The 19,789-nt window shown below is 60.5% G+C and carries 15 protein-coding genes and 1 pseudogene; 4 read left to right on the top strand and 12 right to left on the bottom strand.

The genetic code is table 11. The annotated features are described in order from the left end of the window. Positions 1-926 precede the first annotated feature (926 nt). From GPL20_RS25510 to GPL20_RS25500, 3 genes are read left to right on the top strand one after another with little or no spacing between them, the layout of a single operon-like run. On the top strand, positions 927-2,336 hold the full coding sequence (locus GPL20_RS25510) for an FAD-binding oxidoreductase (protein WP_157332806.1): 1,410 nt from the start codon (positions 927-929) through the stop codon (positions 2,334-2,336). Beyond that, a complete protein-coding gene (locus GPL20_RS25505; protein ID WP_157332804.1) occupies positions 2,333-3,343 on the top strand; it encodes a PdxA family dehydrogenase in 1,011 nt (336 codons plus the stop codon). The genes GPL20_RS25510 and GPL20_RS25505 overlap by 4 nt, the downstream gene beginning before the upstream one ends. Further along, positions 3,340-4,329, top strand: a complete 990-nt coding sequence (locus GPL20_RS25500) for a nucleotide-binding domain containing protein (protein WP_157332801.1) — start codon at positions 3,340-3,342, stop codon at positions 4,327-4,329. The genes GPL20_RS25505 and GPL20_RS25500 overlap by 4 nt, the downstream gene beginning before the upstream one ends. 7 nt (positions 4,330-4,336) lie before the next feature. Here GPL20_RS25500 and GPL20_RS25495 read toward each other — a convergent pair whose 3' ends face one another. The 6 genes from GPL20_RS25495 to GPL20_RS25470 form a co-directional block, all read right to left on the bottom strand. Beyond that, positions 4,337-4,834: an SRPBCC family protein gene (locus tag GPL20_RS25495; RefSeq protein ID WP_309143233.1), complete on the bottom strand. Its 498-nt coding sequence runs from the start codon at positions 4,832-4,834 to the stop codon at positions 4,337-4,339. Between the two features lie 10 nt (positions 4,835-4,844). Further along, positions 4,845-5,630 carry an SDR family NAD(P)-dependent oxidoreductase gene (locus GPL20_RS25490; RefSeq protein WP_157332799.1) on the bottom strand — a complete coding sequence of 262 codons (786 nt, stop codon included), beginning with the start codon at positions 5,628-5,630 and terminating at the stop codon, positions 4,845-4,847. A 74-nt stretch (positions 5,631-5,704) separates the two neighbouring features. Then, positions 5,705-6,904 (bottom strand): M24 family metallopeptidase, encoded by a 1,200-nt coding sequence (locus GPL20_RS25485; RefSeq protein WP_167533212.1) that lies wholly within the window; start codon positions 6,902-6,904, stop codon positions 5,705-5,707. A gap of 101 nt (positions 6,905-7,005) precedes the next feature. After that, positions 7,006-9,414, bottom strand: a complete 2,409-nt coding sequence (locus GPL20_RS25480; protein WP_157332795.1) for a xanthine dehydrogenase family protein molybdopterin-binding subunit — start codon at positions 9,412-9,414, stop codon at positions 7,006-7,008. Then, positions 9,411-9,905 carry a (2Fe-2S)-binding protein gene (locus GPL20_RS25475; protein WP_157332793.1) on the bottom strand — a complete coding sequence of 165 codons (495 nt, stop codon included), beginning with the start codon at positions 9,903-9,905 and terminating at the stop codon, positions 9,411-9,413. Before GPL20_RS25475 ends, GPL20_RS25480 begins: the two co-directional genes overlap by 4 nt. After that, complete coding sequence (locus GPL20_RS25470) at positions 9,902-10,795, bottom strand: FAD binding domain-containing protein (RefSeq protein WP_167533211.1); 894 nt, start codon at positions 10,793-10,795, stop codon at positions 9,902-9,904. Before GPL20_RS25470 ends, GPL20_RS25475 begins: the two co-directional genes overlap by 4 nt. Before the next feature lie 157 nt (positions 10,796-10,952). Here GPL20_RS25470 and GPL20_RS25465 point away from each other — a divergent pair, with 157 nt between their 5' ends. Next, entirely contained in the window at positions 10,953-11,876 is a 924-nt protein-coding gene (locus GPL20_RS25465) for a LysR family transcriptional regulator (protein ID WP_157332788.1), read from the top strand. Between the two features lie 298 nt (positions 11,877-12,174). On the opposite strand, the gene GPL20_RS25460 is transcribed toward GPL20_RS25465, so the two are convergent. The 6 genes and pseudogenes from GPL20_RS25460 to GPL20_RS25435 all read right to left on the bottom strand — a co-directional run bounded on the left by GPL20_RS25460 (position 12,175) and on the right by GPL20_RS25435 (position 19,755). After that, entirely contained in the window at positions 12,175-13,233 is a 1,059-nt protein-coding gene (locus GPL20_RS25460; protein WP_157332786.1) for an NAD(P)-dependent oxidoreductase, read from the bottom strand. 424 nt (positions 13,234-13,657) lie between these two features. Further along, positions 13,658-14,731: a Gfo/Idh/MocA family protein gene (locus tag GPL20_RS25455; RefSeq protein WP_157332784.1), complete on the bottom strand. Its 1,074-nt coding sequence runs from the start codon at positions 14,729-14,731 to the stop codon at positions 13,658-13,660. Between the two features lie 26 nt (positions 14,732-14,757). Further along, complete coding sequence (locus tag GPL20_RS25450; protein ID WP_254125808.1) at positions 14,758-15,213, bottom strand: cupin domain-containing protein; 456 nt, start codon at positions 15,211-15,213, stop codon at positions 14,758-14,760. A gap of 1,070 nt (positions 15,214-16,283) precedes the next feature. Beyond that, positions 16,284-16,829, bottom strand: a pseudogene (locus GPL20_RS25445) (allophanate hydrolase-related protein); the annotation flags it as partial. A gap of 50 nt (positions 16,830-16,879) precedes the next feature. After that, positions 16,880-18,610: a dihydroxy-acid dehydratase gene (locus GPL20_RS25440; protein ID WP_157332781.1), complete on the bottom strand. Its 1,731-nt coding sequence runs from the start codon at positions 18,608-18,610 to the stop codon at positions 16,880-16,882. 179 nt (positions 18,611-18,789) lie between these two features. Further along, on the bottom strand, positions 18,790-19,755 hold the full coding sequence (locus GPL20_RS25435; protein WP_157332779.1) for a D-2-hydroxyacid dehydrogenase: 966 nt from the start codon (positions 19,753-19,755) through the stop codon (positions 18,790-18,792). Between the last annotated feature and the right edge of the window lie 34 nt (positions 19,756-19,789).

The raw sequence follows: 19,789 nt of genomic DNA, 5'->3' as shown, positions 1-19,789 counted from the left end.
AACGGGCGAGCCGCTACCGCTCAAACCATGTGACCGCGATTTTTTCGGCTGCAGCCATTTGCGCTTTGCGCCTCACCTTGTGCGGCGTCCCCTCCACGTCGGCGAGCTGTTGCTCGAGTGGTCCGGCAATCCTCCGCGTTTCTAGTGTACGAACCGATCGTGCCGAGCATCTTGATCGAGAGTTTGAACTTTCGGTAACGAATTTTCGCCTGAGCCTGCACCTCCACAGCAAAGCGGGCCGCTCGTCTGGCACGCAGCATCGTCTTCAGTGAAGGCAGATTTGTGAGAACGCCTGCCGAGCAATACCAGCAGACATCAGGAGCGGATGATCGCGATCCGCGATTAGTGCGATTTCGGGACCTGAAAAGAAATGGCGTCCTGCAGGCTTGCAGGTCCTCATGCCCGCCGAGAACGGGAAGACCAGTGAACACTTCGCTATCCGCTCCAGCACATAAGAGGAGTTTGGCCGATTACAGTTGAATGCCGTCGACACTGCGATACTGCTGGGTGAATCTTCGACAAAGCGCCCGTGGCGCCCGAACCAGGACGCCCGATCTCATTGACGCCGTGCCGTCGAGCAGAGGCATCGCATCTTTCTCCAGTTGCAAGGAGCTGCCGAGTTGTCTTGAAAGACGCGGGGCCATCCACGTATGACTGTTCGCATGGGAGTTCAACTCGGTTGGTCCCAGCACCTTGATTTGAGCGATGATCGTGGACTTTTACTTCCCCTCAAAACTTCAGCCGCGTTTCGCAAAACTGCCGGGGGTCGGCGAGCGCATCGAACGCGGGCAAGATCGGATAGTGATGTGATCTATTTTCTGACCGGCAAAAATCAATTTTTCAATCAAGCGCAATGTGGCTAAGCCATCCCGGTCTGTTCGGGCTTGTCCGGGCGGATTTCCCGAAGCGCACGGGTCGGAGCACAAATGATCGACGCCGCCAGACTTTCGAAACTCAAAGCCGCTATGGGAGCGGACAAGATCCACGACCTGCCTGGGGAGAGGCTGGATGCCTACAGCTACGACTGCTGGCCAGTCACGACCAAATGGCGCCAGCAGGGTAGCGTACCGTATCGCCCGGACGCGGTTGTAATGGCGCAGAGCACTGCCGATGTTGCGGCGGTGATGGACTGGGCCGACGCGAATGGTGTTCCGGTCACCGCGCGCGGCCTTGGCTCCTCCGTCGTGGGCGGCCCTATTCCGATCCGTGGCGGGATCAGTCTCGATCTGTCCAAGATGACTGCGGTTCTCCGGATCGACCACGAGAACCTTCTGGTTACCGCCCAAGCGGGGCTGAATGCGGGTCAGCTCGAGGCGCACCTGAACGAGCATGGCTACACACTGAACAACTCTCCCCAGTCCTTGCACCGCTCCTCAATCGGAGGATGGGTCGCAACGCGGGAGACCGGCCAGTTCTCGAGCCGGTACGGCGGGATCGAGGAGCTTTGCTCCGGTCTCGTGGCCGTTCTTCCGGGCGGCCGCCTTCTCGACACCGGCACTGTTCCGCGCATGGCGGTAGGCCCCGATCTGCGCCAGCTGCTGATCGGCTCCGAAGGATGTTTCGCAATTGTGGTCGAAGTGACTCTGCGCATCTTCCGACTGTCGCCGGCGCGTCGGTTCCAGACATTGACATTCGATGCGCTGGATGGGGGTATCGCCGCGATGCGCGATATCATGCAGTCTGGACTGCGTCCCTTTTTGCTGCGCCTTTACGATGTCGAGGAGGCGCGCCACGCCATGGTCGACCACAGTTTCGCCCGACCGGCGATGTTCCTGGGCACCGACGGCTCACGGGCGATGTCGGAACTCGAAATGAATGAGTGCCTTGACATCTGCCTGCGCCACGGCGGGGCAAGGATCGGCGAGCGCGGCGTGCTGGCCTGGATGGAGCGCCGGTTCGACTTTTCCACGATAGAGCGGATCCTCAATACCCCAGGCGGAGTGGCAGAGACGATCGAAGTATCGCACAGCTGGTCCGGAATCAGCGAAATCTACACGGCGTTGAAGCGGCGCATGGCGCCGCTCGCGGACGAGGTGCTCGGGCACTTTTCCCATGCCTACGCCGACGGCGTTTCCCTCTACATCATCCTACTCGGGAAGGCCGCGAATGCAGCCGCCGCCGAGGCGCGGCTGCACGAAATCTGGAGAGTGGCGATGGAGGCGGCGCTGGAGTCCGGGGCGGCCATTTCGCATCATCACGGCACTGGTCTGGTGCGCACCGGCTACGTACACCGCTCCCTCGGATCGTCGGCCTTGCTGCTTGATTTGGTGAAGCGCGCTATTGACCCGAAGGGCATTCTCAACCCTGGGAAGCTTGGCTTCACGAGAAAGGAGTGAAGGCAGACATGACCTCGCCCGCGCTTATTGCAGTGACCATGGGCGACCCCTCGGGCGTCGGCCCTGAGCTGGTCGCGCATCTGTTCCGCCGCCAGCCGGCTCCCACGTACCGATTTGTTGTACTGGGAGACGCGCACGTCATGACATCGGCGCTCTCAACATCCGGTGCCGATGGGCCTATCAGCATCATCACAGACCCGCTTGAGGCCCATGAGCTTCCACTGAACGCTGTGCCGGTCATGAACGTCGGCGGGCTCGCTCCGGAGGAGCTCAAGATCGGCACCGCAACCCCGGAAGGCGGGCGCTCAGCCGCGCGTGCGATCTTTGCGGCTGCGGATCTTGTGCGGGCAGGTGCCGTGTCAGCAGTCGTATCGGCGCCGGCCAACAAGGTTTCCCTTAACTTGGCGGGTCACCATTATCCCGGTCAAACCGAAATGTTCCTCGAACGTTGGGGGATGACCACCGAAGACGCTCATATCATGCTGATCGGCGGTCAGATCAAGTGCTCTCTGGTGACGGGCCATTGTTCAATGGCCGATGCTCTACACAAGCTGTCGCGTGACCGCGTCGACCGTATCGCCCGACAGGCCCACGCGACGCTTCGCTCGCTCTTTCATATTCCCGATCCTGTCATCGGGGTCGCGGGCCTGAATTGCCACGCCGGCGACGGCGGGCTGTTCGGTCGCGAGGAAATCGACACCATCGATCCGGTTATGTCTGGACTCAGAGCGGAGGGTCTGCGCTTCACGGAAGCGCGACCCTCGGATTCGCTTTTCTATGAAGCGGAAAAGGGCAGGTATGATGCCGTGCTTGCAATGTACCACGACCAGGGCGTTATTCCCCTGAAGCGCTACGGATATGTCACTGTGATCGCTGGCGCACCCTTCCTGCGTACAACATGCGGACATGGCACGGCCTTCGACATTGCCTGGAAGGGCGTTGTGCGGCCGGACCTCTTCCTGCGAGCGGCCGATCTGGCCGCCGATCTGGTTACTAACCGAGCATGACTGGGTTTTCTCGATATCGCATTGGCGTTCTGGGGGACGATCTGACCGGCGTGAACGCGGTCGTAACGGAGGCGGCCGAGCTGGGAATGCGCTGCATCGTCACCGATGCCAAAGAAGACGGTGTGCCCGAACGCGTCGACGTCTGGGGCATCGATCTTGCCAGCCGCGACTCCGGCAGCAAGCAAAGCCAAGCGCTCGTCCGCGCTGGGATCGGTCGGATGCGCGACTGGGGCGCCGATCACCTGCTCCTGAAGATCGATTCGCGTGGGCGTGGGGATCCGATGGCGCTCGTCGCTGCAGCCGCTACGGAAGCCAGACCGGTCATCGTCAGCGGTGCAGCGCCCTCGAACCTCCCGCATGGCGCGGTGCTCATTGAGGAGGCAAACCCCTATCTGGCGGCCTCGCAAATAGCGAGCTGTTACAGCACCGGACAAACACTGTGGGTTGGCGGCGTCGGCCTGATGACGGTCCTGCTCTGGGCCAGCATTACGGATCGAATGCCGCTCGGTGCCGTGGTCGGCTCCTACCAGCCAAATATCGCCCCGCAGGTCGAAGCCATGCGCGGTCTGGGGGCGCTGGTCCTGCAGCTGAATGAACACAGACTGGCGGCACGCCTTGGCTCCGCCTGGTCAGCGTGTCGTCCCGTCGTCATCGAAACCATGCCGGCCGCCACAAGCCCAGGTGCAACGGCCGATGCCGATGCCGCCTTTCGACAATGTGCTGCACTGCTAGCGCCGCATCTGATGGATCGTGCCTTCGGGCTGATTCTGACTGGCGGCCATACGGCCAACGTGGTTCTGCGCGCTCTGGATGTGCGCCGGCTGGACCTTGTCGGGCGATCGGTTATCGACGGCGCGCCGCTTCTGCGCGCCGCCTTGCCTGCTCTCTCGAAAGGCCTGATCGTTACGAAGCCAGGCCATTTTGGCGGACCGGACGCCCTTGTGCGCATCGCCATGCACGTTCAGTTGCGTGCCGCCATGGGCTGACCTGCCGTCACCGCGCGGACACCGGGCTCTCGCCATTCGGCTCGCGTGGTGCAGCTGATGCTTTGGGCTCAAGCCGCGCGGCGAACCTCGCAAAAAATTCGCCCGCCAGCTTGCGCGCCGTACCTTCGATCAGACGGAGGCCGAGTTGTGCCAGCTTGCCGCCGACTTGCGAGGTCACGACATAAGTCAAGACCGTCCCCGCGGCATTTGATACCAAGCGGACCTTCGCTTCGCCCTTTGCATGCCCAGCTATGCCGCCCTGCCCTTCGCCCACAATTGTGTAGCTGTTCGGCGGATCGACGCACGCCAGCTTCACCCGGCCCGTAAAGCGCGCCCTCACCGGACCGACCTTCACGACTACGACGGCGGCCATGTCGTTCGGCCCATGGGCTTCGATGCTTTCGCAGCCGGGAATAAAAGCGCAGAGTGCGGCGGGGTCGTTCAGTGCAGCCCAAACGACCTCTCGACTGGCGGCAATGCAATGGGTGCCCTCAATGTTCATCATTGCGCGCGCCTCACTGTGCCGTCCACCCGCCGTCCACCATCAGTGTATGTCCCGTCACCAGATCCGCCCCGTCGGAAACCAGGTAGACCACGGCGGCGGCCACCTCCTCCATTCTGCCGAGCCGTCCGATCGGGAGGCGCTGCAAAACCGCCGCGTGGATCTCCTTGTCCTCGAAGACTTTTCGTGCGAGCGGGCTGTCGATGAAGGTCGGCCCAACAGCATTCACGCGGATACCTTCCGCCGCCCATTCGAGTGCTAGCACCTTGGTGAAGGCCGCCACCGCAGCCTTACTCGCGCAGTAGGCCGAGCGCTTATAAAAACCCACCGCGGCCATCTGCGAGGCGATGTTGACGATCCGGCCGCCTCCTCCTTGGGCGATCATCCTCAAACCAACCTCGCGCGCTGTGAAGAAGGCGCCTTTGAGATTGATATTCATGACCGTGTCCCAAGCCTCTTCGGTCACGTCGACGGCCAACTGCTGGATATTGGTGCCGGCATTGTTCACAAGGATATCGATCCTTCCCAGGACTTCAGCAATCTGGGCCGTCATCTTGCGCACCTCGTCGATCTGCGATAGATCGGCCGTGACACACACCGCGAGTCGCCCCATCGCATGCGCCTCTGCGGCGACGGACTCTAGGCTTCCCAAGCTTCGGCCGACGAGAGCCAAGTCCGCCCCGGCTTCGGCTAGCGCCAGCGCGATATGCCGCCCCAAACCTTGAGACGCCCCCGTGACGATCGCCTGGCGCCCATCAAGCCGGAAACTCGGCAAGAAGATAGATCCGGCTGAGGTCATCGTGGGTATCCCAATGTATGCAGAACAGATAGGGCCGGCGGACTATGGGCCGCCGGCCCCGGGGCGTGCAGGGCTCAGTTGATTGATACCGGGAAGATGTTCGACAGGACTTCCACACCCGTCTTCGTCACGACGGCATTGTGTTCGTTGCGTACTCCACCGAGGCCAGGAACGTAGGCGGCAGGTTCAATGGCGAAGTACATGCCCTCGGCCAGCACATCGCTCGAACTGCCGGTTAGTGTAGGGATCGGTTCGTGATACTTCCAGCCAAGTCCGTGACCAGAATGGTGCAGCAAATATTTACTATATTCGCCGAGAGTGGCCTTGCAGTGGCGGTCGATGTCGGCTGCGGCTACTCCTGGCTTGGCCAATGCGAGGCCTTCCTTGAGCGCCCGATGCGTGGTGTCGAACAAATGAACTTGCCGGTCGTTTGGTTCGCCCACGACGAGCGTTCGGGTCAGGTCGGAATAGTAGCCATCCACGCAGACTGCGAGTTCGATGATGACGAAATCTCCCTTGCGGATCCGACGCGTTGAACTTGGGCGATAGACCCATTGCTCGGTGTAAGGGCCCGAAAAGACCTGGGGCCACCCCATCGCGAACATCGCGCCATCGTGGCCAATGCCCTTGGCCGTAACTGCGGACTGAAATGCCGCCGCGGCCTCGGCTTCCGTCGACAGATTCAGGCACGCCGCCTTCCAGGCTTCGAGGCCCATCGCCGTCACCTCATGCGTCCGGCGCAGCATCTTCACATCGCGCGCCGTTTTGAAGGCACGTGCGCGGTTCAACGCGCCCGTTGCATCGACTAATTCGGCGTGCGGGAAAGCGGCTCGTAGTCCGCGCATTGAGGGCTCGCCCGGCACGACAGGCTCAGGCACAATCACGGGCGGCGCAATGAATTCGAAGCTGCCCTCGTAGCCGACGCGCTTGGCCGGGAACTTGCGCTCGTCGCCAATCTGTTTAAGCAATCGGTTGATGTGCTCGCTCGAGCTGAAATGCGTTGCCTGCGGCGTCGTCGTATCGCGGGCGTCCCACATCGGGAAGGTCCTCACGTCCGACACCCATCCCCGGCCGTACCATTCTTCCTCGCGGCTCGACGCGATCAGGACAGGATCGCCCTCGCGCGGGAAAACCACAGCGGCATAGCCTAGCACGCAAAAGAAACCGCTCAAGAAGACGACGTTTTCGGCCAGGCGACACACCAGAACGTCGATATTGTCACGAGCCATTTCGGCGCGTATGCGCTTCAATTTTTCGGGTTCGATGTCGATCATATGTCTCATTCCTCGTTTTCGTGGGATTGATGCGGGCATGCGCTCGCTAAACCTCGGGCGCGGTCGCGCCAGGGATGGGTGCATTGATGCTCAGGACAGCTTCAGCCTTTGCTTGCGGCCTTGTCCTGGAGCAGTCGCCAGATCGTGTTGGGGCGGAGCGGGAGACGGTTCACCTCGATCCCGAACGGCGCCAGCGCATCACAAACCGCGTTTGTGAGCGCGGCCGGCACCGGACCAGGGATGCCCTCGCCCAGCCCGCGCGAGCCAAGCGGTGTATGAGGACACGCGGATCCGGCTTCGTGATGAGACTCGATGTTGATCATGTCGGCGGCGTTGGCGATCTTGTAGTTCTCGAGCGTCGCGGTCAGCTGCTGCCCGTTCTCGTCGTAGACAAACTCCTCGAACATGGTGTTCGAGAGGCCTTGGACCACGCCACCGTGCACCTGCCCAGCCACGACGATCGGGTTGATTACCGTGCCGAAATCATCCGATGCGACATAGCGCAGGATCTTGAATATGCCGGTTTCCGGGTCGACCTCGACGATCGCAGCATGAGCGCCGAACGTCAGCATCGGGACGTCGGCTTCGAAGAACTCGGTCTGGTCCAGTCCGGCTTGCATGCCAGCAGGCAGCCCCAGAGGCGCCATGACGATCCGCTCGGCCAATGCGGCGAAGTTTTTCCCTTGGGTGGGATCGGCGGTCAGGAAGACACGCCCGTCGCGGAAACTCACGTCGCTTGGCACACCCTCCACCTTGAGGTCATGCAGCAACACTGTGGCCATCTTACTCTTCAGCGCGCGGCAGGCATTGGCGACCGCGCTGACGGTGTAACTGCCGCCGCGCGCTCCGATCGTGCCCGAGCCGAAGGGCGTCGTACCGGTGTCGCCGGTGGTCAACGACACATCCGCCGGATGTATGCCGAACTCCTGTGCGACAACCTGGGCCATCGACGTTTCATGACCTTGCCCTTGCGGTGCATCGCCCTCAAAAACCTGCACTTTGCCGCGCGGGTCGACCCGCACTGTCGCAGCGCCGAAGCCGGGCTGGTTCTCCATCGACACAAGCACGGCAGAGGACACGCCCGACAATTCGGCACCGACGGAAAAGCCGATTCCGATGTGCCGACCTTCGGCGCGTGACCTTGCCTGCTCCGCGCGAAAACCCTTCAGGTCCACGAGGGTGGTCAGATGGTCGAACACCTTGGCGTAGTCACCGCTGTCATGATGCACACCGGTGGCTGTTGTGTAGGGCAGTTCGGCGATCAAGTTGCGACGGCGCACGTCAGCCGGGTCAATCTTCAGCTCCCGCGCCAGGAGGTCGATTGCCCGGTCGAGCGCGAAGCGAGCAGCAAAGGCGCCGAAGGAACGCGCCGGTGACAGCACGGCCTTGTTGGTGCAGGCGACCCTAATGCGGATATCGCAAAGCGGAATGTCGTAGGCGTTGGTCAGCACAGCCGCGCCGAAGAACGGCATGACGAAGCCCCAGTAGACGCCTTCGCAGCCGTCGCCATTGTCCGCGATCGCGTTGTCGCGCAAGGCCACGATCCTGCCGCTGGCGTCCGCACCGATCTCGATATTGTGAATCTGGTCGCGCTCCTGGCTGACCGACATCAGGTGCTCCTCGCGGGTTTCGAGCCAGCGCACTGGTCGACCGAGCACACGCGCCATGTGGCACACCAGGATCGGTTCACGGTAGAATGGCGCCTTCACGCCAAAGGCTCCGCCCTGATCGCGGGGAGCGATCACCCGAACTTTGTCCGAAGGGATTTCGAGCACGTCAGACAACGCGAGGCGGTCGATATGTGGTCGCTGCGTCGTAATCCAGGCCGTCAGCCCGTCGTCGTCCCAGGTCGCCATCGCGCCGCGCGGCTCGAGCGGCGTGACACCGCAGCGATGGACGCGAAAGCGCCGCCGGATGACGACGGCAGCTGCCGCGAGCGCCTCGTCGACCTTCCTGGCATGCGCTGCTTCGCTTTCAGGCGTGCCGCCGCCTGTATAGTTCATGGCGAACATTTCGTTTGAAGCCCAGCCGTCATGGACGATCGGCGCACCTTCAGCAAGCGCAGCTTCCATGTCGGTCACGACTGGTAGTGGGTCGTAAACAATTTCAACGAGCGCAGCCGCGTCCTCTGCTACATAGCGATCGCGGGCGATCACGGCGGCGACGGGTTCACCGTGGAACTTCACCTTGTCTACGGCGAGTGGCCAGAAGTCCGGATAATTCGCGGCGAAGGATGGCACCACCACAGGTTGAGGCAGTCCCTTGATCTGGGTGCGGATATCCGCACCCGTGACCACGGCCACGACGCCCTTCAGCGCACGTGCTGCGTCGGTGTTGATTGACACGATCCGGGCATGGGCCTGCTGACTGCGGACGAACACAAGGTGCAACGTGCCCGGAATTTTCTTGTCTGCAAAATATTGACCCTGACCGGTAGTCAACCGGCGATCTTCCTTGCGATTGACGCTGGCGCCAACCCAGTCGCCCTCATTGCGAATATGCGCGTTCATTTCGCCACCTCAAGCCTTGTTGCCGCCAAACGCTGCGCCGCGGTCTTGATAGCCGCAACGATGTGCACGTAGCCAGTGCAGCGGCAGATGTTTCCAATTAGCGAAGCCCGTATCTCGTCCTCACTCGGCGATGGATTCGACTGCAGGAACTCAGTCGCGTTCATAAGTATGCCGGACGTACAGTAACCGCATTGCAAGGCATGATGCTCGGTGAAACTCTGCTGGAGGATGCTCAAAACGCCATTCTTGGCAAGCCCCTCGACGGTAGTAATCGATCGTCCGTCCGCTTGCACAGCGAGCATCAGGCATGATTTGACCGGCACGCCGTCCAAGTGCACCGTGCAAGCGCCGCATACCCCCTCGAACGAGCAGCCCACATGGGTGCCGGTCAGATTGATCACGTCACGCAGGAAATCGACTAGCAACAGCCGATTCTCCACCATCTCCTCATGCTCCTGGCCGTTGACTGTAATCGTGATCGCCCGCTTCATTTGCCCACCTCTCCGCTTGCCCGCGCGAAGGCAACAGTCACGGCCTCGCGCCCGATCTTGCGCAAAAGAACTTTCTTGTATGGGGCATCAGCCCATAGATCCGACTGGTAGTCCGCGGCTTCGGCGGCTGCGTCCAGTGCCGCGTCGATCGCGCGGACGTCCCCCTTGCGGACTCCACGTAACGCCAACTCGGCAGCTTCCACACGCGTCGGTCCTTCGCTACGCGCGCCCAGCGCTACACGCGCTTCCCTGCAGATGTGATCGGCGCCGACTTCAAGTGATACACAGATGTTGACAACGGGGAGCGCATCGGTGACCAGTCCCCATTTGCGGTAGGCGCTACCTGTACGAGCGGCTGCTGGCCCGAGATGGATGGCGATCAGCAGTTCGTCGCTTGAACGGTCGGTTTCGAGCGGACCTTTTAGAAAGGCACGGGCCTCGACCATACGCCGTCTGCCTGCGGCATTCTGCAGTTCGAGCGTCGCGCTCAAACCAAGGCAGGTCGGCGGCAAACAAGCCGCGATATAGTTCCAGCATAGCGAACCGCCGATTGTGCCGCGATTGCGGACCTGCCGATCGCCCACGTGGCCTGCTGCGTCGCAAAGCGCGGCGAAAGCCGCTGGAATGCGTTTGTCTGATGCGATGTCCGCATAGGACGTCATGGCACCGATCACCAAGCCATTCTTGTCGAAATGAATGCTGCGGAGCGCTTTGATATCCTGAAGATCGATCAAAGCATCTGGCGAAATCAGCCGCGACTTGATCGCCTGCATAAGGCTCTGACCGCCAGCAATGATATGGGCATTCTCGCCCGCGCCTCCAGACAGGAGCCGTGTTGCCTCGCCTACGGAAGCGGGCCTGAAGTACTCGAGAATGGGTGCTGGAAACATGCGTCCTCCCTTCGCTCTGCTGTCCGGGATCTCGCTTGATCGCCGGCAGCTTTGCTGCCCTACAGCAAGCTGAGCGGAGACCAAGGCATTTGACAAATGCATACTTTGCACAAACACTATCTCACTATTAGATACCGAAGAGGATCAACCGAACCACATGGATATCAAGGGGTTGCGGTATTTCTTGGCTGTTTCGGACGCACGTAGCTTCAGTCGTGCGGCCAATGTGGCGCTGGTTTCCCAATCGGCTCTGAGCCGGCAGATCAGCCTCTTGGAGGCCGAGCTTGGGGCCGAGCTGTTCGACCGCCATGCCCGTGGCGTTCAGTTAACGGAAGCAGGAGTGTTGTTGCGGACGCGAGTCCACGCACTGCTCTCGCAAATTGACCATATCCGAGAGGAAATCCGAGAAGAGAAGGAGGAGCCCTCCGGCGAAATCAGCCTGGGCTTCCCGCCGTCGCTTACAGCGCTGATGGTTGGACGCGTGCTTCGCCGTTTTCAGGAGGCCTACCCACGGGTTCAGATCCGCCTTTACGAGGGCACCACGGCCGCAGTGCGCGAGCGGATCATCGCGGCCGATGTCGATGTCGGGGTCATCTCGACCATGGAAAGGCCAAACGACCTTTACTGCAGCCCGTTGTTTACCGAAGCCCTGATGCTGGTTGGTCCGGCCTCCAGCGACCTGTCGCCGGACCGGCCGGTACCTGCCACAAGGCTGGCCGACCTTCCGCAGATCGCGACGACGCGCACCAACAGCCTCCGACGGATCGTTGAACATGCGCTGGGCCGTAGCGATCTCGTCTATAGACCGGTGATCGAGGTGAATACCCGTGGATTGATGTTCGCTCTGATTGAAGACGGCTACGGTTACACAGTGCTCCCGTCTAGCGGTGTTCAAGGCCGCATCACGACTCACGGAATATCCGCGGCCCCTATTGAAGACGTAAGCATAACTTGGCAGGTCGCTACAGCGAGAACGCGCCCGCTGACGGTTGCGGCCCGGCGCATGACGGCGACGGTACGCGAGGAATGCCTGGCCGCCATTCGACAGGGCGACCTTCCGACAGCAACGGTTGATGTCTGATAACTCCATGCCGCCACCATTGTTGAGACACAGGCGCACGTAGACCAACGGAGGATAATCGATCGGCGCATCGGTCTCGCTGCGCCGGAACACGTCCTCACAGCCATGGTCCGCATTAGTTCCGCTAATTGGCGTTCGGCTGCAAATCTTCTCCACGAAGCATCGAATCTTCTTGCCACCCTTGACGCAGAGCCGCGTTAGCACAGTTTTCGAGCTAGTCGCAGATTGTGAAAATCCCTCTTAGGATCGACCACGATGTTCCGCTGCGGCGACTCGCGCCATCCGCAGTACGCCGCAGCTACTGCTGTGCCCTCCCGGACTGATCGACTCCGCTGTACATTGATGCGTCCACCGGCGCTGCCTCAAAGCGGAGCTCGCCGCCCGCGATGACGGCGAGTGCGTCGATGCAGGCATCAGCAAAGCAGCGCTCGTGGCAGTAGACTGCACCTCCAGCAATATGCGGGGTGGTCAACACATTTGGATGGAACCGGTAGTGTGCGTCGGGCGGAACTGGCTCCGTCGAGAATACATCGATTGCCGCCCGCAATTTTCGTGTGTTGACTGCATCCCACAGCGCAGGCTCGTCGACGACCGCCATACGGCTCACCAGCACGAAAATGCCACCCACCGGCAGGGCATCAAACACTGCCTTGTTAACATGGCGCAGCGAGGATTTGAGTGGTGGGATTCCGACAACGAAGATCTCACAGGCAGCGGCGAGCTCAATGAGCGACGACGTATATGTAAGTCCGAGTCTTTGCGCGGCGGCGTTGTCTAGCGTTGGATCATACACGGATGTCGGGCACCCAAAACCCCTGAGGAGCTCATGGTAGCGACGGTTAATGCTGCCGTAGCCGGCGAGCCCGACCTTCTTGCCTGCGAGGTCGCCATAGATATAGCCGAAGGTGTCCCACGGACGCCTCCAGCCGCCGGCACGCATCAGCGCGATCGCAGCGGGAACATCGCGCAAGAGGTTCAAAGTTTGGGTAAGGGCGAATTCGGCTACACTAGGTGTCATAGAACGCGAGGTGTCGATTAGCCGGATTCTGCGGTGCCGCAGCGACTCGATCGAGACGAAGCTGGTGAAGCGGTTATCGAATGTGCCGGCGATCGCGCGCAGCTTGGGCGCAACGTCGAGTAGTTCTTCATCGATGAACATGTCCGGTGTTAACCACGGCGCGACCAGCAACAGATCAGCGCTAGGCAGATTGGCGCGCAGGTCCTCTTTCCAAGTCGGATTATCGACCATGATGATCATGGTCGAGACCTTGCTCTCTAGCAAGGTCCTGCCACGTTTAACCCAATCCGCGCGCAAGTCGTCAGACAAGATGATGGCTTGAAGATTCTGATGTATCATTTGTATGACTTTCCCCGTCGGTGTTTTGTTCTCGGGCGGCTAGAGGAGACGTCGACTTGGCTGAACTAGGGCGCCTTTTCGACGGGGACCGATTCTTCTCTGATGTGTGCAGGGATCAATGTCGCCAGAGTGTGATATTGGAAAAATCCGCTGACGCTCGCGCAGAAAGCTGATCGAGACGGAGCACCAAGTTTGTCGTGCAATAGGCGCCTGTTACTGAGCCCAGGTCCTATCCAGGCCATTGCAGTCGGGCTGGTACATGTCCAAAAACCGATCACCGCAAATTCCGATGGAGATGCGCTCCGCAGTCTCAGGTCAAGGTATCTGTCGAACCGGCGGCAGGCTGCCGCCGTTTAGTCCGCCGAAGCAACAGTCCGACCAGACGTCATGGTCATTGCAGCGCAGGTGCGGCCTGAGAAGCAATTTAAATACCCTTTCGGAAGGATTGCAGGAATTCCTGTACTTTGACAGGCCGGCCGAGCCGCGCACTTTCAATGGCGGCGAATAACATAGCCACGGACTGCAGGTTATCCTCGACATTGGTGGCCAGAGCCGGACCGCCGTCGAGCCAATGACAGAACTGCTCGATCAACAGCGAATGATTCCACTTCTTGCCCGTAAGCAAGGAGACCTGTTGCCCTTTCCCTTGCCGGTTTCTTTGATAAATTCGCTTCGGGTCGCGATGGAACACCTCGACCTCCCGATGGTCGAGGATAGCCGTGCCCGACTCCGCTTCCACTCGGAAATACTCAAAATGCCAATCGTTGAGCCCTGTGGATTGCGCGGCGGATCCTTCGTAAACTCCATGGACACCGTTTGCGAATTCCATCAAAGCTATGACGTCTGTGTCGCCTTTGTATTCCGCCCATTCCGGCTTCCAGCTGCGGGCGAAAATAGATGTGCAGGGCGCCCCCGCCAGATCGGCCATGATGTCGAGATGATGCACTGCGCCCTCGATGAGCGTAGGATAAGCCATCTCATGACGAAAACGCCGCCAGGAATCGTATTTGCGATAGTCACTAGAGTGTCGACACGAAACCGTATTGACACGTCCGAGCGTATCGCCACTTACAACGTGTCGCAGTGTCGATTTATCCTGATCGAACCGCACGCTCATGGTCACCGCCATCTTGCAGCCGGCCGCTTTCGCTTTATCAGCGATCCGGACGGAAGCCTCCATAGTATCGGCGATCGGCTTCTCCGAAAGGATATGCATCCCGCGAGGGAGGGCTAGATCGACGATGGACTCGTGCAGGGCGGGCGGAGTCACGATGGTACAGAAGTCTGCGGCCACAGAATCGAAAGCTTCTTTTGCCGAGCTGAAGCACTGCTCCGGCTTTAAACCGAGTTGCTTCCGTCCTCTTTCCAAGACTTCCGCATTGATATCGACCAAACCGACCACCTCGATGGTCCCGTCCGCCACGTTCGGCGGCAAGAACGTTTCACACCAGCGCGCTCCGTGGCCACCAGCTCCGATATGCAGAACTTTACGTGTCATTTTTTCCAGATGGGCTTGAGTGAGAATTAGACGCGATCGGAGCGGACATCAGCAGGTCCGTGCGTGTGCTCCCAAAGGTGCCCAAATCGCTTCTTGCCTTCGAGCGTTGTCTCGAAATAGGCGCCCGTAATGTCCGAGCGTACCTGAGGGAGATCGTGATGATGTCCCATTCCGATGGGAATGCAATCGCCCGGCTCAACTTCGTAGGTGCGCGATCCGACCACAACAGTGCCCGATCCTTTGATGATGACCCAGTATTCGTCATTATCGTGATAGTGGGCGTCAAAGTTGGTCGACTTGGGATAGCTAACCGGATCTCCCTTTGCCGTCCTTGGGTAATTCGAGAAGAAAACGCCGCAGCCCCCGATCTCAGCGCCCCACCTGCCGAAAAAGATGAGGACCTGGGCGGATCGGTCGCAGGCGTCCGCAGTAAACGGACCGTCCGCCTCATCCATGTCCCAGAACTGACCTTCGGTGAGCACGTTCGCCCCCCTCTTGCTCGTCAGCCGGCAGGTTCCGCGCGTAACGAGGAGACGTTGCTTCTTGTCAGCTACCGAGATCGGCCGCGGTGGTCCGCTAAGCTCCACAAACTCGAAACCTCTGAGTTCGCACCAGCTCGGTGGCTGTTCTCCGCTTCTGAAAACTGGCATAGTGTCTCTCTCCATTCTGCGATCAGGCTGTTGGCGTCGAACGGCCTCAAGGTGACCGTTTCACTGCCTGATTTCTAATCAAACAGTAGTTGCAAATCATAATGCGGAAGGCCGAAACACGCACAAATTCAGCCATTTTCGCCAGACAACGCAGGATTCCGACTCGATGGCCGTGGGGCGCAGGATCGTCCAAAAAGCGTTGGCGCAAGTGACGCGCAACAAGTGTACGGCGGGCGCGGATAGGTGACCACCCGCGAACTGTCGGGCCTGCGTGAATGAGCTCTGGCCTATGGGACCTACAAGCCGCATCAGGTGCAGCGGATTGCTCGATATCCAGACGTTCACGACCTCTTCATCCAGCAGCCCGTGACCTGCTGCAGGCCTGGGCTTGCGACCGCGCAGTTCGGCGCATCAGGCAGTGAATCGCGCGAGGCGCACATCGTCACCGGCTCAATAAAACAATGAAAACCTGGAGCTGATGCAGATCGCGTGCCCGCAAAAGGTGCAGAAGCATCCAGCTTGGCGCGAAAGAGATCGCCTTCTCGCCTCTAAACTTCTTCGGTCGCATCGTTCCCTCCGCTGCGAACACGGAATCATGACCGCTGATTCGAGGGCTCTTCAAATCGGATTTAGCAGGTTCGACATTTTCACTTGTCAAGCGCATGCAATCTCACACCAGGGAGCCAAAAATCGCCACCCTCAATGGCTGGGCATGGGCATTTTGACGGGCGACTTTTGAGAGCGAGCTTCGTTGAGTTCACACTCCGTGTTCCTGACGCAGTGCAGCGCTACTTCAGCGCTGCACTGCAGAGGGCGGGCTCTATTTGTAAGGATGCGCCGCTGGGTCACTGGGTCAGCAGCGCACCATTTCGCGCTGCGCTGCGCCCGAGGCAAGAGAGCCGCTATGATGCCGCACGGCCCGCCATGAAGGCGCGCCAGCCGCCATATGCGGTGATGTCGCGGGCGCCGCCAAGCACTTCCGGTTCGACGATGAAGCCCTTCACGCCGCGACCGTCAGCGAGCTTGATGGTGCCGATCGACAGCGGCGGTGGGATCGCGTTGACGAACCTGCCGAAGGCAGACGCCGACAAGGACCAGATCTCCAGCTCGATTGATGCGCCCCGGCCGGCCTCAACGCGCAGCATGCCGGGTTTCCGCGGCGTGGTGTCGAGCGCGTAGAGTTTGTAGTCGGGCGCCGTCTTCGTGGCTTCGATCAGCCGTGCGTTCAGCGCCCTCAGCTCGCCGTTCAATGCCATACCCGACATATGCGCGCCGACCACCGCGATCGCAATCTCGTCGCCGCTGCTGGCCGGCCGCGTCGGGAGCGCAGGCTGCGCAAGGCCCTTCGCGCCGACGCTGAGCTTGGTGTCGGCGTGGAAGACGCGGCCAATGCTTGCAAGGCCCCCATCGCGGCCGGCGGGCGCAAGCAGCGTGATGCCGAAAGGCGCTGCCGGTCCTGCAATAGTGTCATGTCAAGTTGCAGCTGCTGGCGCGCCTCTTAGTCAAGCGCGCCAGGGGTTCGTCCATGGCGGGCGGGCTCACAAGGCGTCAGAAAGTCGAAATCACAGCCGTCTGGCGCCTGAAGCACCGTGCGGCGATAGAGCGACTTGTACCCACGCGCGGGTACCGGCGGCGGGCGATGCCCCGCCAGACGCCGCTTGATCTCGGCCTCTTCAACGAGAAGGTCGATACTCTTGTTAGCGATCGAGAGTCGGATACGGTCGCCGTTGCGAACGGCCCCAAGGGGTCCTCCCACCGCCGCCTCGGGCGCGATGTGCAGGACGATGGATCCAAAGGCGGTACCAGACATGCGCGCATCAGAAATTCGCACCATATCCCTCACGCCTGCCTGAGCAAGCTTCCTCGGGATCGGCAAATAACCAGCTTCCGGCATACCGGCGGCATGCGGCCCTGCGTTCTGCAGGACGAGAATGTCGTCGGGCCTGACGTCCAGATCCGGATCATCAATCCGCTTACTCAGGTCCTCAAGTCCGGTGAATACCACCGCCCGTCCTTCGGACTCGAATAACGACGCAGTCGCGGCAGCCCGCTTGAAGATCGCGCCGTCGGGCGCCAGGTTGCCGGTCAGCGCAACGAGTCCTCCGACTTTTGAGATTGGGTTATCGAGCGAACGGATAACAGCCCGATCAACCCAATCGATGGGCTCGGCAAGACGATCGCCCAGACGGCGCCCCCCGACATCGATAGTATCCAGATGAAGGAGCGGACGCAATTCGTGCAACAGGGCCCCCATTCCACCGGCGGCATGAAAGTCCTCCATGTAGCCTTCGCCGGCCGGCTTCAGATCGACGAGGACAGGCGTCTCGTCGGATAGCTCGTTAAAGCGCGAGAATGGGACCTTGATGCCCAGGCGGCCGGCGATCGCGGCGAGATGCACCACGGCGTTGGTAGAGCCGCCTACCGCCAGCAGAACGCGCAGCGCGTTCTCGACGGACTTGCGCGTGATGACGTCGCGTGGAGTGAGTTTGCTGGCGATTAACCCTACCGCGGCTTTACCGCTTTGTTCCGCCGCCACCAAGCGATCGGCGTGAACGGCGGGAATCGTGGCCGTTCCCGGCAGAGACATACCAAGTGCTTCCGCGATGCAAGCCATGGTCGATGCCGTCCCCATTACGGCGCACGTGCCAGCTGTCACGGAGAGACGCCCCTCCACCGCCGCGATCTCGGCGGAATCGATTTTGCCGGCCCGATATCTGGCCCAGAAACCACGACAGTCGGTGCAGGCGCCAAGCCTCTGGCCTCTATGCCGCCCCGTTGACATCGGTCCCGTGACGAGTTGGATGGACGGCAGGTTTGCGGAGGCGGCTCCCATCAACTGTGCCGGCACCGTCTTGTCACAACCGCCGATGAGCACGACTGAGTCCATCGGCTGAGCACCGATCATCTCTTCTGTGTCCATCGCCATAAGATTTCGATACATCATGCTCGTCGGATTGAGAAAGACCTCACCGAGCGAGATGGTTGGGAACGGCCGTGGCAACGCACCCGCAGCAAGCACACCGCGGGAGACCGCATCGACCAGGTCAGGCATGTAGCGATGGCAGTTATTGAAACCCGATGGCGTCATCGCAATGCCGACGATTGGCTTATCGAGTCCCTCGCGTGAGATCCCCATTGATCGCGCGAAGGAACGGCGCAGAAAGCGGGCGAAGTCGAAGTCGCCATAATTCGTCAGGCCGTTGTCCAGGCCGAGAGGCTTGTCAGACATTATTGCGCTCCTGGCGCCCAGGATGGTCCAAGGCAGATAATCCTGCGTCTCCAACGCATGCCGGAAGCATTTATCGCTGCGCTATGGATCGACATAGATATGAGCCGCCGCTCCGGGAATCGGTTAGAAACAGTTGAGCGACGGCTCCAATCCGGAACTAGCGGACGAACACGCCGCAATCAGTAGCCGCGTCCCAGATCCACCACGTTCTTCAGCTGATGCCCCTTGAGAAAGCGTTCGATGTTGTCCGCCAGGATGGAAGAGAACACGCGTTCGGTGTAATTTGAGGGACTTCCCGCCACGTGCGGTGTTGCGATCACATTTGGCATCTCCCAGAGCGGGCTGTCTTGCGGCAGCGGTTCTCGCTCAAACACGTCCAGCATCGCCCCGGCGATAGTGCCTGCCTGCAGAGCCTTGACCAGTTCGGCCTCAGCAATGACGTTACCGCGGGCGATGTTGATCAGAAAAGCATCGCGCCGCATGCATGCGATTTCGGTTGCGCCGATGAGACCCACCGTTTCAGCCGTTCCCGGCACGGCTACGACAACGAAATCACAGAGCGGCAGCAAATCCTTGAGCGACTCGGAAGCAAACAGTCGGTCAACACCTTCGACCGGCGTAGATATGTCACGCTTCGAGCCGAGGACGGTCATTCCAGCACTCTTCGCACGCCTGGCGATCGTCGCGCCGATTGAGCCCAGCCCGACGACGCCAAGCGACTTGTCGGCCAATGGAGCCATACTGCGTGGATTCCATCTCCGCTCCGCTTGCTCCCGCAAAAACCTGCGGAAATCCCAATACAACATTGTGGCACCCGCCATGACGTAATCCGCAATGATATCTCCATGAATCCCGCGTGCATTTGTCACCGTGATGTGACGCGCTCGGTCGCGGACGGGGAGGATAGAATCGACACCGGCTCCGGTACACTGGAACCAGCGCAGTTTCTTCGCCTTGTCGAACACCTCGACGGGGAAGCGGAACGCGAGCAGCGCGTCGGCCTCCCCTATGTATTGCTCTAGCCGGCCAGAGTCGGGGGCGACGATCGTACGAACTTGCGGGAAGCGCTCTCCTATAAGCCGCGCATAGGATTCTGCGGCAGGATGGTTGAGGACAAAGGTAAGTGCTTGGCTTTCGCGAGTCATGTTTATCTCTATGGTTGTGCGTCGGTGGCGCCTG

The organism is Bradyrhizobium cajani, assembly GCF_009759665.1.
In the GTDB taxonomy this organism is placed as follows: domain Bacteria; phylum Pseudomonadota; class Alphaproteobacteria; order Rhizobiales; family Xanthobacteraceae; genus Bradyrhizobium; species Bradyrhizobium cajani.
This window is presented reverse-complemented; position numbering and strand designations above follow the sequence as displayed.